This window comes from Kocuria rosea, from assembly GCF_006094695.1.
Classification (GTDB): Bacteria; Actinomycetota; Actinomycetes; order Actinomycetales; family Micrococcaceae; genus Kocuria; species Kocuria rosea.
The window spans coordinates 3,239,650-3,265,966 of sequence record NZ_CP035103.1 but is presented as its reverse complement, the minus strand read 5'-3'; the positions used below and the strand labels follow the sequence as shown (position 1 = coordinate 3,265,966).

The following is a 26,317-nucleotide window of genomic DNA, read 5'->3' as shown; positions in this document are numbered from 1 at the left end:
GCCGTCCACGGCGACGAAGGCGTGATGCGGCTGTGGCCTCTGACCAGTACACGATCCCCGACGAGGACCGGACCGAGGCGCTGCAGGTGATCCCGCGGGCCCCCGAGTGGTCCGGGGACCGGGCGTGGATCAACGAGTACTACCGCCACGTGCCCCAGGAGGACCTGCTCGCGCGCACCGAGGACCAGCTGCGCGAGCGGGCCGACCACCACCACGAGGTGGGCCGGGTCCGCGCGCCCCGGGAGATCGCCGTGGGCGTGCGCCAGGAGGACTCGACCTCCGTGGTCTTCGTGGTCACCGAGGACGTCCCCTACCTCGTGAGCACCGTGTCCGCGGAGATCGCCGCGAAGTGGGGCGGTGCCCGCCTGCTCATCCACCCCGTGCTCGTCGCCGCCCGGGACGCAGGGACGCACGAGCTGCGCGAGCTCCAGCAGGTCCCGGACTTCTCGGCCACCTCCAGCGGCGACACCACCGCGCTGCCCAGCCTGGCCGGGTTCCGCTCGGACGGGGGCACCACGCACGTGGTGGAGTCCTGGATCTCCGTGGAGCTCTCCCGGCAGATCTCGGACGAGACCGCCCAGGAGCTGGTGCACCGGCTCACGAGCCTGCTCGAGGACGTCCAGCGGGTCGACGACGACCAGGTGGAGCTCAAGGAGCGCGTCGGACGGCTCGCGGACGAGCTCGACCGGCTGCGGCGGCTGGACCTGCCCGAGGGCGGGCACCCGCCGCTGGTCGGACCGTCCCAGGAGTTCCTGCGCTGGCTGGTCCGGGGCAACTTCATCCTCATGGGCTTCAAGGAGTACGACCTCGAGGACTCCGGCGACGGCCTCTCCCTGGTCAGCCGTCCCGGGACCGGTCTGGGCCTGCTCGTGGAGCACGACCGCAAGCCGCACCGGCAGGTCCTGACCGGGCTGGGCCGGGAGCACGCCCGCGAGGCCGGCACGCTGTTCATCACGAAGGCCAACCGCCGCTCCTCGATCCACCGCCGGGAGTACCTGGACTACATCGGCGTCGCGAAGTACGACGACGAGGGCCGGATCGTGGGCGAGTACCTCGTGCTGGGGCTGTTCACCCGCCGCGCCTACAACACCCCGGCCCGCGAGACGCCGCTGATCAAGGACAAGATGGCCGAGGTCGCCGAGCGGTTCGGCTTCCTCGAGGACTCGCACTCGGCCCGGGACCTGATGGGCAACATCGAGGACTACCCGCGCGACGAGCTGTTCCACATGACCGCGGACGAGCTCTACGACATCATGCGCGGCGTCATGGGCCTGGACGAGCGGCGGCAGACCCGGCTGTTCCTGCGCCAGGACCACTTCGGGCGGTTCATGTCCGCGGTCGTCTTCCTGCCCCGCGACCGGTACAACACGTCGGTGCGCGGGCGGATCGAGGCCGAGCTCAAGCGCACCTTCGACGCCGAGTCCATCGACTTCGACGCCCGGCTCACCTCCTCGACGCTCGCCCGCCTGTTCTTCCGCATCCGGCTGCCCTACACCGGTCAGGTGCAGTCCTTCGACCGCTCGGGCCTGGAGGCGCGGCTGCGGGCCGCGGTGCGGTCCTGGTCCGAGGCGCTGGCGCGCGCGATCCACCGGGACTTCTCGGAGGAGCTCGCGCGGACGCACGCCGAGAACTGGGCGGAGGCGTTCCCGGACGCCTACCGGGCGGACTACGAGATCGAGGAGGCGGTCGAGGACCTCCAGCGCTGCGAGGAGCTGTGGGGACGGGACCCGGACCTGCCCGCGGAGGTGCGCGTCGTCGACGACCCCGGGGGCGTGCGGCTGAACATCTACCTCACCCGCTCCCTGTCCCTGACCGAGCTGCTGCCGATGCTGCAGAACCTCGGCCTGACGGTCCTGGACCAGAAGCCGTACGAGGTCACCCCCGCCGACGGCCGCCACTTCCAGCTCTACGACTTCGGGGTGCGGCTGCCGGAGGGCGTGGACGCGACCGGCCCGGAGGACGCCAAGACCGAGGACCTCATCGAGGACACCCTGTGCGCGGTGCTGTCCGGGCGCTCCGAGTCCGACTCCCTGAACCGGCTGGTCCTGACGGAGCGCATGACGTGGCGGACCGTGGCCGTGCTGCGCTCCTACGTCCGGTACCTCCTGCAGCTGGGGCACCCCAACTCCTTCGACTACATCGCGGACACGCTCCTGGGCTTCCCGCGGGTCACCCGGGCGCTGGTCGAGTTCTTCGACGCGAGCTTCAACCCGGCGCTCGACGACGCCGTGCGCGGCTCCCAGCGCGACGCCGCGCAGGGGCGGCTCACCGAGGCCCTGGACGAGGTCCCCACCCTGGACGCCGACAAGCTGCTGCGGGCGCTGGCCGAGTGCATGGCCGCCACGCTGCGCACCAACGTGTACCGGCACCGCCCCACCATGGCGTTCAAGCTGGACCCCCGGCGGATCAGCACGGCCCCGCTGCCGCACCCCATGTTCGAGGTCTGGGTGTGGTCCCCGCGGGTCGAGGGCACGCACCTGCGCTTCGGGCCCGTGGCCCGCGGCGGCCTGCGCTGGTCGGACCGCCGGGAGGACTTCCGCACCGAGGTCCTGGGCCTGGTGAAGGCGCAGATGGTGAAGAACTCGGTGATCGTCCCCAACGGGGCGAAGGGCGGGTTCTACCCCAAGCAGCTGCCCGAGCCGGCCGCGGACCGGGACGCCTGGGTGGCGGAGGGCCGGGAGGCGTACAAGCTGTTCATCGCCTCCCTGCTGGACATCACCGACAACCTCGTCCGCGACGCGTCCGGCCAGGACGTCGTCGTGCACCCCGAGAACGTGGTGCGCCGCGACGGCCAGGACTCCTACCTGGTGGTGGCCGCGGACAAGGGGACGGCGTCCTTCTCGGACACCGCCAACGCGATCTCCGCGGAGTACGGGTTCTGGCTCGGGGACGCCTTCGCCTCGGGCGGCTCGGTGGGCTACGACCACAAGGCCATGGGCATCACGGCCCGGGGGGCGTGGGAGTCGGTGAAGCGGCACTTCTTCGCGCTGGGCGTCGACACCCAGGCGGAGGACTTCACCGTGGTGGGCGTGGGGGACATGTCCGGCGACGTGTTCGGCAACGGCATGCTGCTGTCCGAGCACATCCGGCTGCTGGCCGCGTTCGACCACCGCGACATCTTCCTCGACCCCGACCCGGACCCGGCCGTCTCCTACGCCGAGCGCGAGCGGCTGTTCGGCCGCCCGCGCTCCTCGTGGCAGGACTACGACCCCGAGAAGATCTCGGCCGGCGGCGGCGTGTACTCGCGCACCGCGAAGTCCGTGCCGATCTCCCCGCAGGTCCGCGAGGCCCTCGACCTCGACGACGGCGTCGAGGAGCTCTCCCCGATCGAGCTGATGCGGGCGATCCTGACGGCGCCCGCCGACCTCCTGTACAACGGCGGGATCGGCACGTACGTGAAGTCGGCGCAGGAGACCTCCACGGACGTGGGGGACAAGGCCAACGACCCGATCCGCGTCGACGGCGGGGACCTCCGGGCCAAGGTCGTCGGCGAGGGCGGCAACCTGGGCTGCACCCAGCTCGGCCGCGTGGAGGCCGCGCTGAACGGGGTGCTGATCAACACGGATGCGATCGACAACTCCGGCGGCGTGGAGTCCTCCGACCGCGAGGTCAACATCAAGATCCTCGTGGACCGCATGGTCGTGGCGGGCGAGCTCTCCGCGGCGGAGCGCGCCGGCTTCATCGAGGCCATGACCGACGAGGTCGCCGGACTGGTGCTCGAGACGAACGTGGCGCAGAACGTGCTGCTCACCACGGAGCGCTCGCGCGTGCGGGCCCTCAACGAGGCCTACATCCGGTTCCTGCACTGGCTCGAGGACGAGGCCGACCTCGACCGGGGCATCGAGTTCCTGCCCTCCGACGAGCAGCTGCGCGAGCGGGTCCGCACCGGCCACGGGCTCACGTCCCCGGAGCTGTCCGTGCTGGCGGCCTACGCCAAGATCCAGCTCTCGGAGGCGCTGGTCGAGGGCGGTCTCGCCGAGGACCCGTGGTTCGGGGAGGTCCTGGAGGCCTACTTCCCGGAGCAGATCACCCAGCGCTTCGGCGAGCTCGTCGGCACCCACCCCCTGCGCGCCGAGATCATCTGCACGATGGTGGCCAACCAGATGGTCAACTACGGCGGCATCCCGTTCGTCTACCGCGTGATGGAGGAGACCGGGTGCGGGCCCGTGGAGGTGGCCCGGGCCTTCGTGGCGGCCGTGCAGATCTACGAGATCGACCGCTACGCCCACCAGCACCGGGAGCTGCCCGCGGAGGTGCCCACCGAGGTGTGGGACCGGATGTTCCTGGACATGCGGCGCCTGCTGGACCGCGTGGTGCGCTGGCTCATCAACCGGGAGGAGACGGCCAACCCGGTGGCCGAGGTCATCGACCGCTACAAGCCCACCGTGGACATCCGGTTCCTCGAGGACCGGCTGCTCGGGGAGGACTCCCGGCAGCGGGTCGACTCGCGGGCGGAGGCCGCCGCGCGGCAGGGCGTCCCCGGGGCGCTGGCCACGGAGTGGTCTCAGCTGCTGGACGCGTTCGCGCTGCTCGACGTCGCCCGTCTCGCCCACGCCTCCGGCGAGGCGATCGCCGAGGACGGCGGCCTCGACGAGGAGCAGATCAAGACCATCGCCAAGGTCTACTTCCGGCTCTACGACCGCTACCGCATCGAGAGCCTGCTCAACCGCATCACCGGCCTGCCGCAGACCACCCGCTGGGAGAACCTCGCGCGGATGTCCATGCGGGAGGACGTGTACGCGACCCTGGTGGCCCTCGCCGACCAGGCGCTCGAGGCCCCCGGCCGGGACGCGCGGGAGAAGGTGGAGTCCTGGGAGTCCAGCAACGAGTCCCGCCTGGGCCGGCTGCGCGAGGTGCTGGGGGAGATCGAGGCCGAGGACACGGGCGAGGCCTCCGCGGAGCTCGCGTCCCTGTCCGTGGCGCTGCGGACCATGCGCAGCGCCCTGGTCGGCTAGGACGGCCCGTGCAGGGGACGGCCGCGGTCGTCGGCTCGGGGCCCAACGGGCTCGCCGCGGCCGTGGTGCTGGCCCGCGCGGGCCTCGACGTCACGGTCCACGAGGCGGCGGGCTCGGCCGGCGGCGCGGCCCGCTCCGCGGCCGTGCTCGGCCCCGGCACGGTGGTGGACCTCGGCTCCGCCGTCCACCCCTTCGGCGTGGCCAGCCCGCTGTTCGCGCAGCTGGGCCTGCACCGGCACGGCCTGGAGTGGCTGCACCCGCCGGTCGTGGCCGCGCACCCGCTCGACGACGGCCCGCCGGGCCTGCTGCACCGCTCGCTCGAGCGCACGGCGGCGGGGCTGGGCGCGGACGGCCGGGCGTGGTCCCTGCTGCACCGCGGCGTGGTGGAGCGCTGGGAGGAGACGGTCGAGTCGGTGCTGGGCCCGCTCGTGCGCGTGCCCGAGCACCCGCGGGCACTGGCGTCATTCGGTCTGCGCGCGCCGTGGCCCGCCGCGGCCACGGCGCGGGCGCTGTTCCGCACCGAGCAGGCCCGGGGGCTCTTCGCCGGGTCCGCCGCCCATGCGGTGCTGCCCCCGCGGCACGCGCTGACCTCCGCCTTCGGGACGCTGTTCGGCGCCGCCGCCCACGCCACGGGGTGGCCGGTGGCCCGCGGCGGCACCCAGGCCGTCGTCGACGCCCTGGTGGCCGATCTCGAGGAGCACGGCGGGCGGGTGCTCGTCCACTCCCCGGTGACGGACCTCGCCCAGGTGCGGCCGGCCGACGTCGTCCTGCTGGACCTCACGCCCCGGCAGGTGCTGGGCCTGCGCGGGCTCGAGCTGCCGGACCGGTACCGGCGGGCGCTCGCCCGGTGGCGCTACGGCACGGCCTCCTACAAGGTGGACCTGCTGCTGGACGGCCCCGTGCCGTGGCGGGACCCGCGCGTGGCGGAGGCCGGGACCGTGCACGTGGGCGGGACGCTCGCCGAGATCGGCGCCGCGGAGCAGCAGGCGCGGGCGGGCCGGCTGCCGGAGCGCCCGTTCGTGCTCGTGGCCCAGCAGGGGGCCGCCGACCCGTCCCGGGCCCCCGCGGGCCGGCAGGTGCTGTGGGCCTACGCCCACGTCCCCCACGGGTGCGACGACCCCCGGGCGGGGGAGCAGGTGCTCCGGCAGCTCGAGCGCTTCGCCCCCGGGGTGCGCGACCGGATCCGCGAGCGCGTGGACACCTCCCCGGCCGGGCTGGAGGCGTGGAACGCGAACCTCGTGGGCGGGGACATCGGCGGCGGCTCCCTGGACGGGCTGCAGCAGCTGTTCCGGCCGGCCGTGCAGGCCGACCCCTACGCCACCGGCGTGCCGGGGGTCTGGCTGTGCTCGTCGTCGACGCCCCCGGGCGGCGGGGTGCACGGCATGGCCGGGTACCACGCCGCCCGCAGGGCGCTGCGGGGCCTCGCGAGGAGCCGGCGGCCCGCCGGCTGACGAGCGCTCAGGCGCCGACCCCGGCGTACGTCGTGGCCGCGAGCTCGCGGATCTGCGCCACGTAGCCGCGGGTCTCCGCGAACGGGGGGATCCCGCCGTGCCGCAGGACCGCCGTGGGCCCGGCGTTGTAGGCGGCCAGCACGAGGTCGATCTCCTCCCGGGCCGAGGCGGGCGCCAGTCCCCGCACCATGCGCCGCAGGTCCTTGAGGTAGAGGCCCTGGGCCCGGATGGCGGCCCGCGGGTCGAACGGGTCGCCCCGGCCGTAGCGCTTCCACGTGTCCGGCATGAACTGGGCGAGGCCCTGCGCCCCGGCGGGGCTGACGGCCCGGGGGTCCCAGCGGCTCTCGACGTCCAGCTGGGCGGCGACGATCTCGGGCGGGAGCCCCGAGAGCTCGGCGGCGGCCAGGACGTCATCGCCCCACGGCTCCGGGACGGGCGCGGTGCGGATCGGCTCCTCGCCGAGGGACGCCCCGCAGCACCCGGGGGCGTTGGCGTGGAAGAGCCCGCCGGTGCCGATCAGGAGCAGCACCACGGAGGCCAGCAGGAACCACCGGGAACCGCGCGGGGCGAGTTCCTCGGTGCCGGGGCGCGCGGGGTCCAGGACGGTGGTGGCCATTTGTTCCAGGCTAGGGCGGCCCGCCCGCCCCGGTCTGCGGCCTCTTGGGGGGACAGCCTCCACGCCCGCCCGGTGGACGGGAGGGTCAGCCGGTGACCTCGATCAGGCCGCGGGCTCCGCGCTCGGCCTCCACGAGGGAGTGGTTCACGAAGGGATAGGTGCCGGGCTCGGAGAACTCCAGCTCCACGAAGCCGCCCTGGGCAGGGGCGAGGTCGAGGGCCTGGGCCCCGCCGGATCCCGCGCCGCCGCGCTCCAGGAGGTAGGCGCCCTCCTTGTGCACGGTGTCGAACTGAGCGCCGACCACGTGGAAGCTCAGCCCCGTGGACGGCCCGGCCGCGAGGACCCGGATCCGCACCCGCTCCCCGGCGCGGGCGGTCAGCGGCTCGTGCAGGTACTGGGTGGCGTGGCCGTTGAAGACCGTGAAGCTGGGGACCCCGCCCGGGATCCTGGCCGGGTCCACGGCGGCGTCCACCCCCGTCCCGTCGCCGGCGTCCTCCCCGGGCGGGCCCAGGTACGTCTCGTTCTGCACGAGGAGGTAGTCGCGGTCCACCTCCGGGAGCCCCGGCGGGTCGATCACCACGGCGCCGAACATGCCGGCCGCCACATGCGTGCTCATCGGCGCGGTGGAGCAGTGGTAGAGCCAGATGCCGGAGCGCACCGCCTCGAAGCGGTAGACGAGGGAGTCCCCCGGGGCGAGGGTGCGCATGTTCTCGTCGGGCGCCACCGTGCCCGCGTGGAAGTCCACCGAGTGGCCCATCGTTGCGCCGTTGGTCAGCGTGATCTCGAAGACGTCGCCGACCTCCCCGTGCAGCGTGGGCCCCATGTAGCGGCCGTTGTACGTCCACGCCCGCATGCGGACGCCGGGGGCGATCTCGTGCTCGCCCTCCGAGACGTCGAGGTCCACCCGGTGCACCCGCCGGCCGTCCTCCTGGACGCCCGCGCCGACGGGCTCGAGCACGGGGGAGCGGACCTCGACGCCCTCTCCCGGGGCGGCCCCGAGGTCCGCGCCGTCGGCCGGATCGGTGCCGGCGGGGACCACGCCGGGCGCCCCGCGCCGCTGGCCGGCCGCGGAGGGCGCGTCGAGGGGAGCGCCGTCCGCGCCGACGGCGACGACGTCGAGGGTCATCCCCATGCTGCGGTGCCCGACGATCGAGCACCACGCCTCCAGGGGTCCGTCGACCACCCCCGCCTCCACGGTCACCGTCTGTCCGGGGCCGACGCGCCCGGAGCTCGTGCCGGAGGCGAGGACGAGGTCGTGCACGTTGGTCGGGTCGTCGTTCGTGAGCTCGATCACGAGCTGGTCGCCGAGCGGGACCTCCACGACGGAGGGCTCGAAGCGCATCCCCTCCCGGGCACTGACCTGCACGGTGGTCGTCCCGCCCGTGGCCGGGGCCCCGGAGCCGCCGCCGCGCAGGTCGAACCCCGCCGCGGCGGGGTTCACGGCGATGCCCGCCGCGACGCCCAGGGCCACCACGAGCACCCCCGCCAGCGCCTCGCGGGCCGGCCGCGGAGGCGCGGCGGGGGCGACGGCCTCCGGCACGGGCACCGGCTCCCCGGCCCGGCGGGCCATGGCCGCCCGGCGCCCCGCCAGCGAGGTCCGGGCGGCGGAGACCATGAGCGGGACGAACGCGAAGAGCGCCGCCGCGCCCAGGACGGAGACCACGGCCCGGACCCAGGAGGGCACCGCACCCGGTGGGAGCGCGAAGAGCAGCACGCACAGGTTGACGACCACCGCGCGGAACGTCCCGGCGCGGTTGATGGCCCGGTGGGCCGCCCGCACGGTCGCCGGCCCTCCCCCCATGGTCACCGGCAGGAGGTAGGTCATGGCCCCCAGCAGCACCTGTACCAGGAAGCCGGCCACGAACGGGACGGTCAGCTGTCCCAGCGCCGCCGCGTCGAAGCCGTGCAGGGCCACCACGAGGACGGCGGCCACCACGGTGACCGTCCACCACAGGACGCCGGCGGCCACGGACCAGCCCGCGTAGTCGGAGGGACGGGCCCGCACCGCGGTCCGGGCCATGACCGCGACCACGGCGCCCAGCCCCGCCGCGTAGACCGCCAGGCCCGCCGCGGCGAGCACGGGGGACCCGGCCAGTGCCGCCGTCCCGGTGAGCACCAGCCCCCCGGTCAGCACGGGCAGCGCCGCGGTGCTGACCCGGGTGGAGAGCTCCGGCATGCGCGTGCGCAGGATCGTGGGCCACAGGGTGAGCGCGGTCCCGGCGACGGTCAGGCCCACGAAGCCCAGGACGTTGGTGACCTCGTGGGCGAGGAGCAGGCGCGCGTGCCAGGCGCCGGCGGGGCCGGTGGCCAGGAGCGCGCCGAGGACCGCGCCCACCGGCAGCAGGAAGGCCGCGACCACGTAGTAGCGCACGGTCACGGCGAACCGGGACGGCAGCGCCGTGCGCAGCTGCCGGAGCAGGGCCGCCCCGTGCCAGGCCACCGCGGCGCCCACGGCGGTCGAGGCGACGAGCACCAGCACGTACCAGCCGGTGAGGATTCCCACGACGAGCAGCACGGTGCCGGCGTTGAGCAGCCCGATCCGGGCCAGCTGCCGACCCCGGGCGTCGTCGGGCACCCGGTTCTTCAGCAGGGAGTCGGTGAAGTGCTGTGACCACACCAGGACCGAGTTGGTCACGAGCCCCAGGGTGACGAGGTGCACCAGCAGCCACCGCGTCTCCGGGAGCCAGCGGTGGAAGAGCACGACGAGGAGCAGGGCCGCCATCCACAGACGGACCGGTCTGCCGGCCCGGCGGTGCCAGGACGTCCGTCCCCGGGGGCGTGCGGATGCGTGCACGGAGCTCACCTGCCCAGTTAATTTGCGACTCAGATACCAGTATAGGGTGCGGCTGTCACCGGGGGTGCCGCCTACGATGAGGGCGTGACTGCCGAGATCATCGCGACCCTCATCACCGCCGCCCTGCTCGTCGTCGGGTGCCTCGGCATCATCGTGCCGGTGCTGCCGGGCTCGATCCTGATCGTGGTCGGCCTCCTCGTCTGGGCCCTCACGGTCCAGGCGGTCGAGGGCTGGACCGTGCTGGGGATCGGCTCCGCGCTGGCGATCGCCGGGATGGCCGCGAGCGCCGTGCTCACCGGCACCCGGCTCAAGCGCCGGCAGATCCCCAACCGCTCCCTCCTCTACGCCGCGGCCGGCGCCGTGGTGGGGCTGTTCGTGATCCCGGTGGTCGGGATCTTCGTGGGGTTCTTCGTGGGCCTGCTGCTGAGCGAGACCGCTCGCCAGCGGGACCTCCGGGCGGCGCTGGACTCCAGCTGGGCGGGTCTTAAGGCGGCGGGCCTGGGGATCGTCGTGGAGTTCGCGTGCGCGCTCGCCGCCTCCACGGTCTTCGTGCTGGGCGCGCTGGTCCTCTTCACGACCGCCTGAGCCCGCGAAGCCGGGGACGCCGAGAGCCCGGACACCACCGGTGTCCGGGCCCTCGGCGCGTCAGCGCCAGGGCAGGGGGACCACCTCGACGTCCTGCCCGGCGGTCACGCCGCCCGGCGGGACCACGGCGATGACGTCCGCGTGGGCGAGCCCGCGGAGCATGTTCGCGCCGACCCGGTCCCGGGGGGCGACCGTCCCGTCCCGGAGGTAGGCGGGCACCAGGGCGGTGACCTTCTGGCCCGGCAGGTCCTCGGCCGCCGGCAGGGTGCGCGTGGCCGGGGGCCGGTCGCTGTGCAGCTTGGCGAGCAGGGGCTGGGCCACCGTGAAGATGCTGGTCATCGCGGCCAGCGGATTGCCGGGCAGGCCCACCACGAAGGGGCCGTCCTCGGGCAGCCGTGCCAGGAACGTGGGGTGGCCCGGGCGCTGGGCGAGGCCGTCGAGCAGGAAGACCGCCCCGAGCTCCTGGAGCGCCGAGCGGACGTGGTCGGCGTCGGAGTGCCCGGTCCCGCCGGTGGTGATGACCACTTCGGTGCGGGCATCGAGCACCGACGCCATGCCGGAGGGCGCCTCGGTCAGGGCGGAGAGCATCGCCTTCGCGGTGTCCTCGACGCGCCGGAGCTGGTCCACGGACCCGCCCAGCATCTCCACGAACGTGGGCAGCTGGGGGCCGAAGGCGTCCCGGACCTGGCCCGGCTCGGGGATCCCGTCCTCGACCACCTCGCTGCCGGTGAGCAGGATCGTCACGCGCGGACGGCGGCGGACCGGGAGCATGTCGTGGCCGCTGACGGCGGCGAAGGCGATGTGCGCCGGGTTGAGCAGGCAGTCGGCGTGCAGGATGACGTCCCCGGCCGCGACCTCCTCGCCGGTGCGGCGGATGTTCTGCCCGTAGGGGATGTCCTCGGCCGAGGGGGCGTGGGCCGCGATCGTGAGCACGGTGCCCTCCTCGGACAGCTGCGCGTACTCGTCCCGCAGCACGGCCCGGGCCCCGGCGGGGACGAGTCCGCCGGTGACGATGCGGGTGGCCTCGCCGGGCTCCAGGTTGAGCACCGGGCGGTAGAGCTCCCGCGGCGGGATGGTCAGCATCTTGCGGGGGTCGGTCTCCACAGGCTCGGGGAAGACCACCGTCCACGGCTGGGGGCCGGCCACGGCGTAGCCGTCCATGGCGGAGGAGGCGTAGTGCGGGACCGGGATCGGGGCGGTGACGTCCTCGGCGAGGACCTCGCCGAGCGCCTCCTGCAGGGGCAGCCAGTGGCTGGGCAGCGCGGTGGCGATGTCGTAGGAGAACTGCCGGGCCCGGTGCCAGTCGGCGTCGTGGACGGTCTCGACCTCCTCGGGGGCGCTCTCGGGCGTGCCGCTGTCGTCCTCGATGACGGGCAGCGCGTGCGTGTAGGGGCTGTTGGTGTCGTGGGGCAGGGGCAGTCCGGACATCAGTTCTCCTCGGGGGTTCGGCGGGCGGCGGGGACGAGACCGTCGACGGTCTGCAGCGCGCGGTCCAGGACGCGGTGCTCGTCCTCGCCCGCGGCCGCGGCGCGGCCCACGTGGTAGCCGAGCAGGTAGGCGGTGGGCGGGACGGCGGGGCGCACGGTGCCGTGGGCGATCCTGCCGGTGAGTCCCAGCACGGCGTCCAGGGGGAGGCCGGCGTCGGGCACGTCCAGGGCCGCCCGCACGGCCTCGACCCACCGTTCCAGGATCTCGTGCTCGGACGGGCTCAGGTCCTTGGGCATGCGCCGCTCCTCCCGGGCGGTGGGGCCGCCCGCTCGTGGTCAGGTCAGGTGGTGCCTGTGCACATCGTCCCACGTATCGACGTCCGCGGTGGCGTCCTCGGGCACGGTGACGTCCCGGAGCGGGAGCTCGCGCACGAACGAGAACACGGACCGGTCCGCGGCGTCCTGCCCCGCGAAGGCCCGGCGCAGCACGTCGCTGCGGTAGAGGGCGGCGAGGGGCTGGCGGTGGCCGTCGGGCGGGACCGACACGTAGCCGGCGGCGCCGTCACCGGTCCGGGCCGCCTCCAACAGGAGGGGCACGGCCCGTGACACCCCGGGCATGTCGCACGCCAGGGTCAGGGTCCACTGTGCGGCGGGCAGGGCGTCGAGGGCGCGCAGCCCGGCGGCGATGCCCGCGGCCGGGCCGGAGAACGGCGGGTCCTCCCGGGTGCGCAGCACGTGCGCGGGGACGGCCGGGTCCGCCGGGCCGACGACGACGACGCCCGCCGCCTCCCGGACCGCGTCCAGCGTGAGCTCCAGCAGGGTGCGCCCGGCTCGCCGCAGACCGGCCTTGGGCCGGCCGCCCAGGCGGGCGGAGCGGCCGCCCGCCAGGACCACGGCGTGGAAGACCGGGGCCGGTCCCGGGGCGCTCACGCGCTCATCCGCCGGAGAAGGGCGGCAGGACGTCGAGCACCGCCCCGGACGGGACCGGGGTGTCGGGATCAGGGCAGGCCACGCCGTCGAGCAGGAAGCTGGACCGGGCCAGCACCTGCGCCAGCGGAGGCTGTCCCGGTGGCGGCTCGGGGTGGGCCCGGGCCAGCAGGTTCTCCACGTCCCGGCGCGTGCAGGGCCGGTCGTCGGGGACCTCCAGGGTCTCGGCGTCGGTGCCGGCCGCAGCGCGGGCGGCGGCGAAGTAGCGGATCAGCATCCCTGCTCAGCCTCCGATCGCGCTCATCGAACGCTCCGGCTGGACGTAGTCGGAGGAGTCCAGGCCTACGTGGTCCATGCCGTGGGCGGCCGGTTTCGCCCACATCGCCGCCCGCCAGCGCTCGGCCAGCTGGGCGTCGGTCGCACCGGCCCGCAGCAGCGGCAGCAGCTCGACCTCCTCGTGGGAGAACAGGCAGGAGCGGATCCTGCCCTCGGCGGTGATCCGGGTCCGCTTGCAGTCGCCGCAGAAGGGCTCCGTCACGGACGCGATGACGCCCACCGTGCCCAGCGGCGGGTCCTGGGCGCCGGGGCGCAGGGCGGAGGCCGCGGCGGGGGGCGCCGCGGACGTCGCGTCCGAGGTCGCGCCGGAGTCCACGGGGGCGGCGCTGGCCGTGCGGGGGTGCACGTCCCAGAGCTCGGCCGGGGCGCCCTCGCGCGGACCCGGGTGCGGGGCCAGCCGGAACCGGCCGGCGAGCCGGTGGCGGATCTCGGCGGCGGTGACCATGTCCGCCCGGGTCCAGCCGTGGTCGGCGTCCAGGGGCATCTGCTCGATGAACCGCAGGGCGAAGCCGCGCTCCAGGGCGAAGGCGAGCAGGTCGGGGGCCTCGTGGTCGTTGACCCCGCGCATCAGCACCGCGTTGATCTTCACCGGGTCCAGCCCGGCCGCGGCCGCCGCCTCCGCCCCGGCCAGCACGTCGGCGAGCCGGTCCCGGCGGGCCAGGGTCCGGAAGGTGTCGGCGTCCAGGGAGTCCAGGGAGATGTTGATCCGGCTCAGCCCCGCCGCCGCGAGGGTCCGGGCGCGGGTGGTGAGGCCGATGCCGTTGGTGGTGAGCGAGACCGGCAGGTCCGGGTGGGTAGCACGGATCCCGGCCACGATCTCCTCGAGGTCGGCCCGCACCAGGGGCTCCCCGCCGGTCAGGCGCAGCTCGGTGACCCCGAGCTGCTCGACGCCCACGCGCACGATGCGGGTGATCTCGGCGGGGGTCATCAGCTGGGCGGCGGGCAGCCAAGGCAGGCCTCCGGCGGGCATGCAGTAGGTGCAGCGCAGATTGCACTTGTCGATCACCGACAGGCGCAGGTCGGTGGCGCGGCGGCCGTGGCGGTCCATCAGCCCGGCCCCGGCCGGGGCGCCGCTGGGGCCCGGACCGGTGTCGCGGAGCCGCGGCAGTCCCAGGGAAACGCTCATGTCACCGCCTCGGTGGTCGTCCCCGGCCCGCACGGTGCTCGGCGTGCCGGGATGGTCCGCCCAGTGTAATCAGTCCCCAGCATGCCGAGAACGCCCCGGGCGCCGTACGGCGTCACGCCGGCTCCGGCGGGGCCTGCTCGTCCAGCCGCGCGAGAGCATCCGTCCACCGGGCCTCCTGCTCGGCGGGCGACTGCTCCCACCACGGCGTGCCGCGCTCACCGAGGCCCAGCTTGGCGAGTCCCACCCTGTCCCGCACGGCCCGCAGCTCCTCCTTCGTGCCGTCCCGCCGCACCGTGCGGACGGCCGCCCGGGCCCGGCCCAGGTGGGACGTCAGCCGGGCCGCGACGTCCTCGGGCAGCCCGGGATCCTGGCGGCGCCACCGCCGGCCGTCCACCACGATCCACCGGCCGTCCGGCGTGTGCTCCACATCCCGTTGCGTCATGGCCCCGATCCTGCCAGGACGGGCGCGCCCCGGCACCTACGCTGGAGGAATGAGCAGGCACGCGCAGCACCCGGTCCGCAGCGTCGACGAGCACCGCCGCGCGGTCACGGAGGCCCTGCGGGGTCTCCGCGTCCGGACGGAGACCGTGCCGCTGGCGGCCGCGGCGGGCCGGGTCCTGGCCGAGGACCTCGTGGCGCCCCTGAGCCTGCAGCCCTTCGACAACTCCCAGATGGACGGTTTCGCGATCCGTGCCGCCGACAGCCGGACGGCGCCCGGGGAGGACGGGCGCACCCCGTTCGTCGTCGTCGCCCCCGTGCCCGCCGGCCACGTCCCCGGCCCGCTCGGCCCCGGGGAGGCGGCCCCCGTCATGACCGGCGCGCCCCTGCCGTCCGGCGCGGACGCCGTGGTGCCCGTCGAGGAGTCGCTGCCGGGGGGCTTCCCGGCACCCGGGGCGCGCCTGCGGCTCCCGGCGGGCCAGCCGGCCGGGAGGTTCGTCCGCCGCGCGGGCGAGGACGTCGTCGCCGGGGACACGGCGCTGGTCGCGGGGCAGCGGCTCACCCCCGCCCGGATCGGGCTCGCGGCCGCGCTGGGGTGCGCGGAGCTGACCGTGCGCGCCCGCCCCCGGGCCGTGCTCTACACGACGGGCGACGAGGTCGTGGCGCCCGGCGCCGCGCGCGGCCCGGCCCAGATCTTCGACGCGAACGCGGCGATCCTGCGCGCCCAGCTCGCGGAGGCGGGCGTGGACGTGGTCGGCGCCCACCTGCTCTCCGACGACGCCGGCGCCTTCGCGGCACGCCTGGCGGAGGACACCGCGCGGAGGCCCGACTTCTTCGTCTCCTCCGGCGGGGTCAGCGAGGGCGCCTACGAGGTCGTCCGGCAGGTGCTCGCGCCCCACGGCGAGTTCGTGCACGTCGCGATGCAGCCCGGGGGGCCGCAGGGTCTCGCGGCGCCGGGCGGCGTTCCCTTCGTCTGCCTCCCCGGCAACCCCGTCAGCACCCTCGTGTCCTTCGAGATGTTCCTCCGCCCCGCCCTGACCGGGACCGTGGGCGCCCCGGCGCCGCGGGCCCGCCGCACGGGGCCCCTCGCGGAGGCCGTCCGGCCGCTGCCCGGGCGGACCCAGGTGCGCCGCGCCGTCTGGGACGGCGCCACGGTGCGGATGGCGGGCGGGTCCGGCTCCCACCTGCTGGCCGCCGCGGCCCGGGCCAACGCCCTCGCGCTCGTGCCGGCGGGCGGGGCCGAGCTGCCGGCGGGGACCCCGGTGGAGCTGCTGCTGCTCGACTGACCCGGTGCGCGCCCGGCCCGCGGGACCGCAGGGCCGCACCACCACCGGGGCGGCTCCGGCCCGGCCCGGGGCGCCGCGGCGGTGTCCCCGCCGCTCGCTAGACTGGTCCGCGCCCCCGCCCGGACGATCGCACAGAACAGGTCCCCATGACGTCCCTGCTCGCCCCGCTGCTCCTCGCCGCCACCGCCGTGATCCAGGCGCTCGGCCGCTACGAGTACCACCAGAACGGCATCACCGTGGTGGGCCAGATGCTCTTCCCGATCTTCTTCGCCGTCCTGGCGCTCTTCCTCGCCCGCCGCGGCGAGCGGGGCGCCTTCGGCACCGCGCACCTCGGGCTGCTCGTGCTCGGCGGCATCCTGTTCGTGCTCACCCTGGTGGGCTGGAACGGCACCGTCCCCCAGCTCTACCCCTCCGTGGGGATCTACTACGCGGCGTTCGCGCTGCTGGCGGTCCAGGCCGCGCTGCGCATCGCGGGGACCCCCCGGCGCCGGCGCGAGGACGCGCCGTCCGAGGGACCCTCCCCGCGGGGCTGAGCCGCTACGGGGTGTTCGCGGTCCCGCCGACGCGCTCGAGCACCAGTCCCGCCAGCTCCTCGGCACGGGTCTCCGGCAGCCAGTGGCCGGCGTCCAGCTCCACGAACCGGTAGGGCCCCCGCACGTGCTCGGCCGTGAGCTCCGCGGCCCGCCGGCCCAGGGCGGGGTCCCGGGCGCCCCACGCGTACGTGGTCGGAACGTCCACCGGTCCGGTGCGCAGCCGGGACAGCGGCAGGGCGCGGTACCAGTTCAGGGCGCCGGTGAGCGCGCCGGGCTCCCGCATCCGGGCCGCGTAGCGGGCGGCCTCCGCCGCGGGCAGGCCGGAGCGGCGCAGGAGCTGCTCGAGGCGCGGACCGAGCAGCGCCTCCGGGAGCCGGGGCAGCTGGAAGGCCCCGACGTAGGCCGAGCGCAGCGCCTGCGGCGAGCGGGTCAGGGAGCGGGCGAGCGCCCGGGGGTGCGGGACCGAGGCCACCGTCAGGGACGCCATCCGCTCCGGCCGGTGGGCCGCGAGGGTCCACGCCACGATCCCGCCCCAGTCGTGGCCGACGACGTGGGCGCGCTCCAGCCCGGCGGCGTCCAGCAGCGCCACGGCGTCCTGGACGAGCAGCTCGAGCCGGTAGGCGCGGCGACCCCGGGGCCTGGTGCCGGGGGAGTAGCCGCGCTGATCGGGCACCAGCGTGCGCAGGCCGGCGCGCCGCAGCACGGGCGCGACCCCGGACCAGCTCGTGCCGTCCTGGGGGAAGCCGTGCAGCAGCAGGACGGGCTCCCCGTCCGGGGGCCCGTCGTCGCGCACGTCGAGGCGCACGCCGGGGCGGAGGTCACCGGGAGGGCGGAGGGTCGGTCGGTCCATCCGGCCAGGCTAGTCCCGGCCGGCGCCCGTCCGCGCGAGAGCCGGGGCTCGGTCATCCCCTTTCCGCCGAGAAAAACAAGGGTGCCGGAATTCTTGACGGAAAATGAATTCTGAAATTGATGTGTCATGAATTCTTTTCCACCGAATTGCCGTTCATTGGTCCACAAGAAAATCCTAATTCAGAATGCCGAATTCGATAGGTTGGCACCATGGTTGCCAGCTCCGTTCCGCCGGGCACCGATGGCCCCGCGTCCCACGCCCTGCTCAAGCTCGGGAAGTTCTTCACCCGCTGGGAGGAGTCCCCGGACGGCCGCGCGGTCTACCGCGAGGGCGGGCGGGCCGGTGACGCGTTCTACCGGAACCGGTGGAGCCACGACAAGGTGGTCCGCTCCACGCACGGGGTGAACTGCACGGGCTCGTGCTCCTGGAAGGTCTACGTCAAGGACGGGATCATTACCTGGGAGGCGCAGGAGACCGACTACCCCTCGGTGGGCCCGGACCGCCCGGAGTACGAGCCGCGCGGCTGTCCCCGCGGGGCCGCCTTCTCCTGGTACACCTACTCGCCCACCCGGGTCCGTTACCCGTACGTCCGCGGGGTGCTGCTGGAGATGTACCGCGCGGCCAAGGAACAGGTGGGCGGGGACCCCGTGCTGGCGTGGCAGGCGGTGGTCGGCGACCCGGAGAAGCGCCGGGCCTTCCAGCAGGCCCGCGGCAAGGGCGGCCTGGTGCGCTCGAGCTGGCAGGAGGCCCTCGAGATGACCGCCGCCGCCCACGTGCACACCGTGAAGACCTACGGCCCCGACCGGTGCACCGGCTTCTCCCCGATCCCCGCGATGTCCATGGTCTCCCACGCCGCGGGGGCCCGGTTCATCAACCTCATCGGCGGTGTGATGAACAGCTTCTACGACTGGTACGCGGACCTGCCCGTGGCCAGCCCCCAGGTCTTCGGGGACCAGACCGACGTCCCGGAGTCCGGCGACTGGTGGGACGCCACCTACCTCATGATGTGGGGCTCGAACGTCCCGGTCACGCGCACCCCGGACGCGCACTGGATGGTGGAGGCCCGCTACCGCGGCACGAAGGTCGTCTCGGTGAGTCCCGACTACGCGGACAACACGAAGTTCGCCGACGAGTGGCTGCCGGCCCAGGCCGGCACGGACGCCGCGCTCGCCATGGCGATGGGCCACGTGATCCTGCGGGAGAACTTCGTGGAGCGGCGGGTGCCGTTCTTCGAGGACTACGTCCTGCAGTACACCGACCTGCCCATGCTCGTCACCCTCGACGAGCGCGAGGACGGCACCGTGGTGCCCGGCAAGTTCGTCACCGCCGCGGACCTGGGCGGGGGCGAGGCGACGGCCTCCGACGCGGCGTTCAAGACCGTGCTGATCGACCGCGACGCCGGCACGCCGGTGGTCCCGAACGGGTCCATGGGCTTCCGCTACAACGAGCAGGACGAGGGGAAGTGGAACCTCGACCTGCAGGGCGTGCGCCCGGCGCTCTCGCTCGCGGACGCCTCCTCCTACGAGGGCTCGGTGAGCGCGGTGCACCTGCCCGCCTTCACCGACGCCACGGGGGAGGGCTCGGTGCTGCGCCGCGGCGTGCCCGTCACCGAGGTCGCCGGACGGACGGTCACCACGGTCTTCGACCTGATGCTCGCCCAGTACGGCGTGGGCCGCGAGGGCCTGCCGGGGGACTGGGCGGCCGGGCTCGACGACGTGGCGACCCCCTACACCCCGGCGTGGCAGGAGGAGATCACCTCGGTCCCGGCCCGGGCCGTGATCCGCACAGCCCGCGAGTTCGCGGCCAACGCGGAGAAGTCCGGCGGCCGGTCGATGATCATCCTGGGGGCCGGCATCTGCCAGTGGTACCACGGGGACGTCACCTACCGGGCGATCCTCGCGATGCTCATGCTGTGCGGGTGTCAGGGGCGCAACGGCGGCGGGTGGGCGCACTACGTGGGCCAGGAGAAGGCCCGCCCCATCACGGGCTGGGCCGCGATGGCCGCGGCCACCGACTGGACCCGCCCGCCGCGCTTCATGATCGGCACCGCGTTCTGGTACATGCACACCGACCAGTGGCGCTCCGACGGCTACTCGTCCGACTCCCTCCAGTCGCCCCTGGCGGAGGGCCACCTGAAGGGCATGCACACCGCGGACGTGGTCGCGAAGTCCACCCGGATGGGCTGGATGCCGTTCTACCCGCAGTTCGACCGCAACTCCCTCGACGTCGCGGACCTCGCCGCCGAGGGCGTGGCCCGGGGGGAGGCCCCCGACGAGGCCCGGTGGGTCGCGGACCGGCTGAAGTCGGGGCAGCTGCGCTTCGCCGTCGAGGACGTCGACGCCCCCGAGAACTGGGCCCGCACCCTGGTGCTGTGGCGCTCCAACCTGCTGGGGTCCTCCGCGAAGGGCGAGGAGTACTTCCTCCGGCACCTCCTCGGCACGCACCACAACGTCATGGGGCAGGACCACTCCGCGTCCCGGCCGCGGGACGTGACCTGGCACGAGCAGGCGCCTGAGGGCAAGCTCGACCTGCTGGTCTCCGCGGACTTCCGGATGACGAGCTCCACCCTGCTCTCCGACGTCGTCCTCCCCGCGGCCACCTGGTACGAGAAGCACGACCTGTCCTCCACGGACATGCACCCGTACGTGCACGCGTTCACCCCGGCGATCGACCCGCCGTGGGAGGCCAAGACCGACTACGAGCTGTTCCGGCTGCTCGCCGAGGAGTTCTCCCGCCAGGCGCGGACCCACCTGGGGGTGCGCAAGGACCTGGTGGCCACCGCGCTCACCCACGACACCCCGGGGGAGATCGCCCAGCCCGGCGGGCACGCGCCCGACTGGAAGCACACCGACCTGCCGGCCGTGCCCGGGAAGAACCTGCCCAACCTCGCGGTCGTGGAGCGGGACTACACCGCGATCGGGGAGAAGTTCTCGGCGGTGGGGCCCCTGGCCGAGCGGCTGGGCTTCACCACGAAGCACATCACCTACGACGTCTCCCACCAGGTGGACCAGCTGGCGCGCCTGCACGGGGTCTTCGACTCCGGGGCCGCGGCGGGCCGCCCGGCCGTGGACACCGACGCGCGGATGGCGGAGGCGATCCTGCTCTTCTCCGGGACCACCAACGGGGAGCTGGCCGTGCAGGGCTTCGAGACCCTCGAGAAGCGCACGGGGGTGGAGCTCGCGGACCTCGCCCGCGGCTCCGAGGAGAAGCGGATCAGCTTCGCCGACACCCAGGCCGCCCCGGTCCCGGTGATCACGTCCCCGGAGTGGTCCGGCTCCGAGACCGGGGGACGGCGCTACGCCCCGTTCACGGTCAACATCGAACGGCTCAAGCCCTTCCACACCCTCACCGGGCGGATGCACTTCTTCCTGGACCACGACTGGATGAAGGACATGGGCGAGACCCTGCCGATCTACCGCCCGCCCCTGGACATGCACCGGCTCTTCGGCGAGCCGCAGCTGGGGGAGCGGGGGGAGCTGTCGATCGCCGTGCGGTACCTGACGCCGCACAACAAGTGGTCGATCCACTCGGAGTACCAGGACAACCTGTTCATGCTCTCCCTGGCCCGCGGGGGCACCACGGTGTGGATGAGCCCCCAGGACGCCGCACTGATCGAGGTCTCCGACAACGAGTGGGTCGAGTGCGTCAACACCAACGGCGTCTACGTGGGCCGGGCCATCGTGAGCCACCGCATGCCCGCCGGCGTCGTCTACGTCCACCACGCCCAGGAGCGCACCATCGACGTGCCGAAGTCCGAGGCGACCGGGCGCCGCGGCGGGATCCACAACTCGGTCACGCGCATCCTCGTCAAACCCACCCACATGATCGGCGGCTACGCGCAGCTGTCCTGGGCCTTCAACTACCTCGGGCCCACCGGCAACCAGCGCGACATCGTCTCCGTGGTCCGCAAGCGCTCCCAGGAGGTCCAGTACTGATGCGAGTCATGGCCCAGGTCGCCATGGTGATGGCCCTCGACAAGTGCATCGGGTGCCACACCTGTTCGGTGACGTGCAAGCAGGCGTGGACGAACCGCGCCGGCACGGAGTACGTGTGGTTCAACAACGTGGAGACCCGTCCCGGGCAGGGCTATCCCCGCCGGTACGAGGACCAGGAGAAGTGGAAGGGCGGCTGGGAGCTCAACCGCCGCGGCAACCTCAAGCTGAAGTCGGGCGGGCGCTGGGCGAAGCTCGCGGGCCTGTTCGCCAGCCCGGTCCAGCCGGAGCTCGACGACTACTACGAGCCGTGGACCTACGACTACGAGACCCTCACCAACGCCCCCGCCGGCACCGACTTCCCCGTGGCCCGCCCCAAGTCCCTGATCACCGGCGAGGACATGAAGATCTCCTGGTCGGCCAACTGGGACGACAACCTCGGCGGCGTCACCGAGGCCGGCCACCTGGACCCGATCGTGGAGAAGGTGCGCCGCGAGTCCGAGGAGAAGATCAAGTTCGAGTTCGAGCAGACGTTCGCGTTCTACCTCCCCCGGATCTGCGAGCACTGCCTGAACCCGTCCTGCATGGCCTCCTGTCCCTCCGGCGCGATCTACAAGCGCACCGAGGACGGGATCGTGCTGGTGGACCAGGACCGCTGCCGCGGCTGGCGGCAGTGCGTCACCGGCTGCCCGTACAAGAAGATCTACTACAACCACAAGTCCGGCAAGGCCGAGAAGTGCACGTTCTGCTACCCCCGCATCGAGGTCGGGATCCCCACGGTGTGCGCCGAGACCTGCGTGGGCCGGCTGCGCTACATCGGCATCTTCCTGTACGACGCGGACCGGGTCACCGAAGCCGCCGCGACCCCGGACGAGCGGGACCTCTACGAGGCCCAGCTGGACCTGATGCTCGACCCGCACGACCCGGGGGTGGTCGCCGCGGCCCGCGCCGAGGGCGTCCCGGAGGACTGGCTCGACGCCGCGCGCCGGTCCCCCGTCTACACCCTGGCCAAGGAGCTGCGGGTGGCGCTGCCGCTGCACCCGGAGTACCGGACGATGCCGATGGTCTGGTACGTCCCGCCGCTGTCCCCGGTGGTGGACCTGCTCAAGGACCAGGGCCACGACGGCGAGGACGCGGGCAACCTGTTCGGCGCCATCGACTCGCTGCGCATCCCGGTGGAGTACCTCGCCGAGCTGTTCACGGCCGGGGACACGCAGATCGTCACGGACGTGCTGCGCAAGCTCGCGGCCATGCGCTCCTACATGCGGGACATCGCCCTCGGGGACGCCCCGGACGAGTCGATCGCCGAGGGCGTCGGGATGACCGGCTCCGAGATCCAGAAGATGTACCGGCTCATGGCCATCGCCAAGTACGACGAGCGCTACGTCATCCCCTCCGCCCATCTGGAGGACGCCCACAACCTCGAGGAGATCGGCTGCTCCCTCGACGTGGACGGAGGGCCCGGGATGGGCCAGACCGGCGTCTTCGGCGAGGCCTCCGGGCGCCCCACGCCCGTGGCCGTGGAGAACTTCAACGCCCTGCGGGCGCGACAGACCGGCGAGTCCGCCACCTCGGAGCAGCAGATGGCCGGGCGCGTGAACCTGCTCAACTGGGACGGCCGAGGGGCGCCCGCGGGGCTGTTCCCGCCGCGCTCCGAGGACGGGGACCGGCCGTGAGCCTGCTGGAGAGGCTGCTGGGCAAGGCCGGCAGGGGAACTCTCGACCCCGGGCGCTGCACGGACCGGCACCCGCGGCGCAGCGCGGTGGCCCGGCAGGCCGCCGCCGTGCTGCTCGGCTATCCCGACCACGAGCTCCTGGTCATGCTGCCCGTCCTGCGGGAAGCCCTCGAGGAGGTGGGCGCGCCCGTGCCCGAGGACCTCCTCGACTGGCTGCGCGCCCGCCCGCTCGAACAGGTGCAGGCCGACTACGTCCAGGAGTTCGACCTCTCCCGGCGGCACAGCCTGCACCTGACCTACTGGACCGACGGGGACACCCGGCGGCGGGGCGAGGCGCTCGCCGCCTTCAAGGAGGTCTACCGCTCCCACGGCGCGCAGCTGGACGGGGCCGAGCTGCCGGACTACCTGCCGCTCGTGCTCGAGTTCGCCGCGAAGGTCTCCCCTGAGGACGGCTACGAGCTGCTCCAGCGCTACCGGCCGTCCCTCGAGCTGCTGCGGCTGGCGCTGCGCGACGACGGCCTGCCGTACCACGGCGTCGTCGCCCTCGTGTGCTCCACCCTGCCCGGGGTCTCCCCGGAGGACCGGGACGCCGCCCTGCGGATGGCCGGCTACGGTCCGCCCACGGAGTCCGTGGGCCTCGACCCGTACGACCCCCGGCTGCTGCCCGTCACCGAAAGGAACAGCGCATGACCGCCACCGCCGCGAGCCTGCTCGCGCCCGGGACCTCCCTCCCCCTCGAGGCGGCGGCCCCGGCCGCCGCCTCCGTGGGGGTCGGCGACATCCTGCTCTGGGGCGTGCTGCCCTACGTCGTGCTGGCGGTCGTGATCGGCGGCACCGTCTGGCGGTACCGGTACGACCAGTTCGGGTGGACCACCCGGTCCTCGCAGCTCTACGAGTCCCGCATCCTGCGCATCGCCTCCCCGCTGTTCCACTTCGGCATCCTCGCCGTGCTCGCGGGCCACGTCATGGGTCTGATCATCCCGAAGACCTGGACCGAGGCCGTGGGGGTCACCGAGGGGATGTACCACTTCCTGGCCCTGAGCATCGGGCTCGTGGCCGGCGTGGGCACGCTGCTCGGGATCATCATGCTCATCTGGCGCCGGCGCACCACCGGACCCGTGTTCATGGCGACCACCAAGAACGACAAGTTCATGTACGTCATGCTCGTGGCCGCGCTGCTCACGGGGCTGGGCACCACCCTCATCTCGGTGTTCGACCACTCCGTGCCCGACTACCGCCAGACGGTCTCCCCGTGGTTCCGCTCGATCTGGATCCTGCAGCCGGACGTCGCCGCGATGACGGCCGCCGGGATCTCCTTCAAGGTGCACGCCCTGTGGGCCATGGGGCTCTTCGCCGTCTGGCCGTTCACCCGCCTGGTGCACGCGTTCACCGCCCCCGTGCACTACCTGTTCCGGCCGTACATCGTCTACCGCTCCCGGGACCACCGGTCCACAGGGTCCGTGCCGGTGCGCCGCGGCTGGGACCCCGTCGGGACCCAGGACCGGGACAGGAGCGCCCACCGCAACCGCGCCGGCACCCGCCGCTGACCAGCCCCATCTGCGAGGACCGCCATGTCATCTTCGTCGTCGTCCGCCGCCTCCCCGGGCACCGCGGCCCCGGACCTGCGCTCCGGCCAGCTGCGGAACCTGCTCCTCGCCACGCTGGCGTCCACCGCGGGCTTCTGGGCCTGGACCATCGTGGGCCCGCTGTCCAGGCGCTACGCGGAGCAGATGGAGCTCAGCTCCTCGCAGACCGCGCTGCTCGTGGCGATGCCGATCTTCGTCGGCTCCATCGCCCGGGTGCCCGTCGGCGCCCTGACGGACCGCTTCGGCGGGCGGGTGATGTTCACGGCGATCCTCGCCCTGACCGCCCCGCTGGTGCTGCTCACCGCCCTCGTGGGCCAGCTGGGCAGCTTCGGGCTCCTGCTGGTCGTCGCGTTCTTCCTCGGCATCGCCGGCACGGTCTTCGCCATCGGCATCCCGTTCTGCTCCGCGTGGTACGAGTCCCACCGCAAGGGCTTCGCCACCGGCGTGTTCGGCGCGGGCATGGCCGGCACCGCGGTCTCCGCGTTCGTCACCCCGCGCCTGGTCGCGGGCATCGGGTACCTGGGCGCCCACGCGGTCATCGCCGCGATCGTCGCGGCCATGGCCGTGGTCTGCTGGCTCGGGCTGCGCGAGTCCCCGGTCCGCGCCGGCGCCGTGCCGCAGCCGGTGCTGCCCCGGATCAGGCACGCCTTCACCCTGCGGGTGACCTGGCAGCTGTGCTTCCTCTACGGCGTGGTCTTCGGCGCGTTCGTGGCGTTCTCCAACTACCTGCCCACCTACCTGAACACCGTCTACGGCTTCGACGCCACCGCGGCCGGGACCCGCACCGCCGGCTTCGCCCTCGCCGCGGTGGTCGCCCGCCCGGTCGGCGGGATCCTCGCCGACCGCCTCGGCCCGAAGATCGTCACGATCACCTCGCTCGTCGGCACGGCGGTCCTCGCGATGGTCGTGGCGCTGCAGCCGATCCAGGAGGTGGCCTACGGCGCCACGTTCCTGGCCATGGCGGTGTTCCTCGGCCTGGGCACCGGCGGCGTGTTCGGGTGGGTGGGACGCGCCGCCCCGGCGAAGGACGTGGGCACGATCGGCGGCATCATCGCGGCCGCCGGCGGCCTGGGCGGCTACTTCCCGCCGCTCGTGATGGGCGCCACCTACGACGCCGAGAACAACAGCTACTTCGTGGGGCTGACCCTGCTGGCCGTGTTCGCGGTGACCGCCCTGGTGCTCACCTTCACCGTGCGCAACGGGGGCAAGGACGACGAGCGGGCCCGGACCTGACCGCCGTCCGGGCGCCGGACGCGCGGCCCGGACCGCAGCCGGCGGTCAGCTCGGGAGCGGGGCGGCCCGGCGGAGGAGCACGTCCCGGCGCAGGCTCACTCGTCGGGGGAGCGCCGCACCCCCGACAGCGGGGTGCGCCACACCTCCGGGTCCGCGACCGGGAACCGGCGGCCGGTCACGAGGGACGGCACGACCCGGACGAAGATGCCCTTGCGCCCCGCCTGCCACGGGAACAGCGGGAGGTCGAGGGTGTCCGTGAGCTCCTGGACCTGCTGGATGCGCTCGGCGCGGCCCTTGACCACCACGCTCCACGCCTTCCCGGCGGGCTCGTCGTACCCGTCGATCTCCACCGCCACGGGGACGTCGGTGAGGGCCCCGGCGACCTTCGTCCCCTCGGCCGAGCGGAAGACGAGGGTCCCGTGGTCCACCACGAAGTTGATCGGGAAGATGTCCGGGTGGTCCTCCACCCACACGGCGAGGCGGCCGACGCCCGCGTCCCGGAGCAGGTCCCAGCAGCTGTTGACCGCCAGCTCCTCCACGTGGTTGCCGTGCGTGTCCGTCATCGTG

At 73.9% G+C, this 26,317-nt stretch carries 20 protein-coding genes; 10 read left to right on the top strand and 10 right to left on the bottom strand.

Features of this window, described 5'->3' with window-relative positions:
- Nucleotides 1-32: 32 nt before the first annotated feature.
- Nucleotides 33-4,955 carry an NAD-glutamate dehydrogenase gene (locus EQG70_RS14890; RefSeq protein ID WP_017834388.1) on the top strand — a complete coding sequence of 1,641 codons (4,923 nt, stop codon included), beginning with the start codon at nt 33-35 and terminating at the stop codon, nt 4,953-4,955.
- 8 nt (nt 4,956-4,963) lie between these two features.
- Entirely contained in the window at nt 4,964-6,406 is a 1,443-nt protein-coding gene (locus EQG70_RS14885; RefSeq protein WP_109268597.1) for a phytoene desaturase family protein, read from the top strand.
- A gap of 7 nt (nt 6,407-6,413) precedes the next feature.
- Here the strand turns inward: EQG70_RS14885 and EQG70_RS14880 are convergent, their stop codons facing one another.
- Both EQG70_RS14880 and EQG70_RS14875 read right to left on the bottom strand, forming a co-directional pair.
- Nucleotides 6,414-7,022, bottom strand: coding sequence for a lytic transglycosylase domain-containing protein (locus EQG70_RS14880; protein ID WP_035925826.1), 609 nt, complete (start codon nt 7,020-7,022; stop codon nt 6,414-6,416).
- 85 nt (nt 7,023-7,107) lie between these two features.
- Nucleotides 7,108-9,744 (bottom strand): multicopper oxidase domain-containing protein, encoded by a 2,637-nt coding sequence (locus EQG70_RS14875; RefSeq protein ID WP_109268598.1) that lies wholly within the window; start codon nt 9,742-9,744, stop codon nt 7,108-7,110.
- Nucleotides 9,745-9,900: 156 nt separating this feature from the next.
- On the opposite strand from EQG70_RS14875, the gene EQG70_RS14870 reads away from it, so the two are divergent.
- Nucleotides 9,901-10,401, top strand: a complete 501-nt coding sequence (locus tag EQG70_RS14870; protein ID WP_035925832.1) for a DUF456 domain-containing protein — start codon at nt 9,901-9,903, stop codon at nt 10,399-10,401.
- A gap of 60 nt (nt 10,402-10,461) precedes the next feature.
- Here EQG70_RS14870 and EQG70_RS14865 read toward each other — a convergent pair whose 3' ends face one another.
- The 6 genes from EQG70_RS14865 to EQG70_RS14840 form a co-directional block, all read right to left on the bottom strand.
- Nucleotides 10,462-11,829 (bottom strand): molybdopterin molybdotransferase MoeA, encoded by a 1,368-nt coding sequence (locus EQG70_RS14865; RefSeq protein ID WP_017834393.1) that lies wholly within the window; start codon nt 11,827-11,829, stop codon nt 10,462-10,464.
- Nucleotides 11,829-12,125, bottom strand: a complete 297-nt coding sequence (locus tag EQG70_RS14860) for a DUF6457 domain-containing protein (RefSeq protein ID WP_109268599.1) — start codon at nt 12,123-12,125, stop codon at nt 11,829-11,831. Before EQG70_RS14860 ends, EQG70_RS14865 begins: the two co-directional genes overlap by 1 nt.
- A gap of 39 nt (nt 12,126-12,164) precedes the next feature.
- On the bottom strand, nt 12,165-12,758 hold the full coding sequence (gene mobA, locus EQG70_RS14855) for a molybdenum cofactor guanylyltransferase (RefSeq protein WP_035925839.1): 594 nt from the start codon (nt 12,756-12,758) through the stop codon (nt 12,165-12,167).
- Nucleotides 12,759-12,762: 4 nt separating this feature from the next.
- Complete coding sequence (locus EQG70_RS14850; RefSeq protein ID WP_017834396.1) at nt 12,763-13,032, bottom strand: MoaD/ThiS family protein; 270 nt, start codon at nt 13,030-13,032, stop codon at nt 12,763-12,765.
- 6 nt (nt 13,033-13,038) lie between these two features.
- Entirely contained in the window at nt 13,039-14,217 is a 1,179-nt protein-coding gene (locus tag EQG70_RS14845) for a GTP 3',8-cyclase MoaA (RefSeq protein WP_109268600.1), read from the bottom strand.
- Nucleotides 14,218-14,329: 112 nt separating this feature from the next.
- Complete coding sequence (locus tag EQG70_RS14840) at nt 14,330-14,659, bottom strand: biopolymer transporter Tol (RefSeq protein WP_167508915.1); 330 nt, start codon at nt 14,657-14,659, stop codon at nt 14,330-14,332.
- Between the two features lie 49 nt (nt 14,660-14,708).
- Here EQG70_RS14840 and EQG70_RS14835 point away from each other — a divergent pair, with 49 nt between their 5' ends.
- Both EQG70_RS14835 and EQG70_RS14830 read left to right on the top strand, forming a co-directional pair.
- Nucleotides 14,709-15,941: a molybdopterin molybdotransferase MoeA gene (locus EQG70_RS14835; protein WP_109268602.1), complete on the top strand. Its 1,233-nt coding sequence runs from the start codon at nt 14,709-14,711 to the stop codon at nt 15,939-15,941.
- A gap of 146 nt (nt 15,942-16,087) precedes the next feature.
- Nucleotides 16,088-16,474 (top strand): hypothetical protein, encoded by a 387-nt coding sequence (locus EQG70_RS14830; protein WP_017834534.1) that lies wholly within the window; start codon nt 16,088-16,090, stop codon nt 16,472-16,474.
- 4 nt (nt 16,475-16,478) lie between these two features.
- On the opposite strand, the gene EQG70_RS14825 is transcribed toward EQG70_RS14830, so the two are convergent.
- Nucleotides 16,479-17,324 carry an alpha/beta fold hydrolase gene (locus tag EQG70_RS14825; RefSeq protein ID WP_109268603.1) on the bottom strand — a complete coding sequence of 282 codons (846 nt, stop codon included), beginning with the start codon at nt 17,322-17,324 and terminating at the stop codon, nt 16,479-16,481.
- Nucleotides 17,325-17,533: 209 nt separating this feature from the next.
- Here EQG70_RS14825 and EQG70_RS14820 point away from each other — a divergent pair, with 209 nt between their 5' ends.
- From EQG70_RS14820 to EQG70_RS14800, 5 genes are read left to right on the top strand one after another with little or no spacing between them, the layout of a single operon-like run.
- Nucleotides 17,534-21,259 carry a nitrate reductase subunit alpha gene (locus EQG70_RS14820; protein ID WP_109268604.1) on the top strand — a complete coding sequence of 1,242 codons (3,726 nt, stop codon included), beginning with the start codon at nt 17,534-17,536 and terminating at the stop codon, nt 21,257-21,259.
- Nucleotides 21,259-22,932: a nitrate reductase subunit beta gene (gene narH / locus EQG70_RS14815; protein WP_109268605.1), complete on the top strand. Its 1,674-nt coding sequence runs from the start codon at nt 21,259-21,261 to the stop codon at nt 22,930-22,932. The genes EQG70_RS14820 and narH overlap by 1 nt, the downstream gene beginning before the upstream one ends.
- Entirely contained in the window at nt 22,929-23,621 is a 693-nt protein-coding gene (gene narJ, locus EQG70_RS14810) for a nitrate reductase molybdenum cofactor assembly chaperone (RefSeq protein ID WP_017832128.1), read from the top strand. The genes narH and narJ overlap by 4 nt, the downstream gene beginning before the upstream one ends.
- Entirely contained in the window at nt 23,618-24,478 is an 861-nt protein-coding gene (gene narI, locus EQG70_RS14805) for a respiratory nitrate reductase subunit gamma (protein WP_017832127.1), read from the top strand. Before narJ ends, narI begins: the two co-directional genes overlap by 4 nt.
- A gap of 24 nt (nt 24,479-24,502) precedes the next feature.
- A complete protein-coding gene (locus tag EQG70_RS14800; protein WP_109268606.1) occupies nt 24,503-25,750 on the top strand; it encodes an MFS transporter in 1,248 nt (415 codons plus the stop codon).
- 95 nt (nt 25,751-25,845) lie between these two features.
- Here the strand turns inward: EQG70_RS14800 and EQG70_RS14795 are convergent, their stop codons facing one another.
- Entirely contained in the window at nt 25,846-26,313 is a 468-nt protein-coding gene (locus EQG70_RS14795; protein WP_017832125.1) for a pyridoxamine 5'-phosphate oxidase family protein, read from the bottom strand.
- Nucleotides 26,314-26,317 lie beyond the last annotated feature (4 nt).

What these genes read in the sequence shown, in the direction of transcription:
- EQG70_RS14880 (WP_035925826.1), bottom strand. Translation starts at nt 7,022, where the DNA reads ATGGCCACCACCGTCCTGGACCCCGCGCGCCCCGGCACCGAGGAACTC.
- EQG70_RS14875 (WP_109268598.1), bottom strand. Translation starts at nt 9,744, where the DNA reads ATGGCGGCCCTGCTCCTCGTCGTGCTCTTCCACCGCTGGCTCCCGGAG.
- EQG70_RS14865 (WP_017834393.1), bottom strand. Translation starts at nt 11,829, where the DNA reads ATGTCCGGACTGCCCCTGCCCCACGACACCAACAGCCCCTACACGCAC.
- EQG70_RS14860 (WP_109268599.1), bottom strand. Translation starts at nt 12,125, where the DNA reads ATGCCCAAGGACCTGAGCCCGTCCGAGCACGAGATCCTGGAACGGTGG.
- EQG70_RS14850 (WP_017834396.1), bottom strand. Translation starts at nt 13,032, where the DNA reads ATGCTGATCCGCTACTTCGCCGCCGCCCGCGCTGCGGCCGGCACCGAC.
- EQG70_RS14845 (WP_109268600.1), bottom strand. Translation starts at nt 14,217, where the DNA reads ATGAGCGTTTCCCTGGGACTGCCGCGGCTCCGCGACACCGGTCCGGGC.
- EQG70_RS14840 (WP_167508915.1), bottom strand. Translation starts at nt 14,659, where the DNA reads ATGACGCAACGGGATGTGGAGCACACGCCGGACGGCCGGTGGATCGTG.
- EQG70_RS14835 (WP_109268602.1), top strand. Translation starts at nt 14,709, where the DNA reads ATGAGCAGGCACGCGCAGCACCCGGTCCGCAGCGTCGACGAGCACCGC.
- EQG70_RS14830 (WP_017834534.1), top strand. Translation starts at nt 16,088, where the DNA reads ATGACGTCCCTGCTCGCCCCGCTGCTCCTCGCCGCCACCGCCGTGATC.
- EQG70_RS14825 (WP_109268603.1), bottom strand. Translation starts at nt 17,324, where the DNA reads ATGGACCGACCGACCCTCCGCCCTCCCGGTGACCTCCGCCCCGGCGTG.
- EQG70_RS14820 (WP_109268604.1), top strand. Translation starts at nt 17,534, where the DNA reads ATGGTTGCCAGCTCCGTTCCGCCGGGCACCGATGGCCCCGCGTCCCAC.
- narH (WP_109268605.1), top strand. Translation starts at nt 21,259, where the DNA reads ATGCGAGTCATGGCCCAGGTCGCCATGGTGATGGCCCTCGACAAGTGC.
- narI (WP_017832127.1), top strand. Translation starts at nt 23,618, where the DNA reads ATGACCGCCACCGCCGCGAGCCTGCTCGCGCCCGGGACCTCCCTCCCC.
- EQG70_RS14800 (WP_109268606.1), top strand. Translation starts at nt 24,503, where the DNA reads ATGTCATCTTCGTCGTCGTCCGCCGCCTCCCCGGGCACCGCGGCCCCG.
- EQG70_RS14795 (WP_017832125.1), bottom strand. Translation starts at nt 26,313, where the DNA reads ATGACGGACACGCACGGCAACCACGTGGAGGAGCTGGCGGTCAACAGC.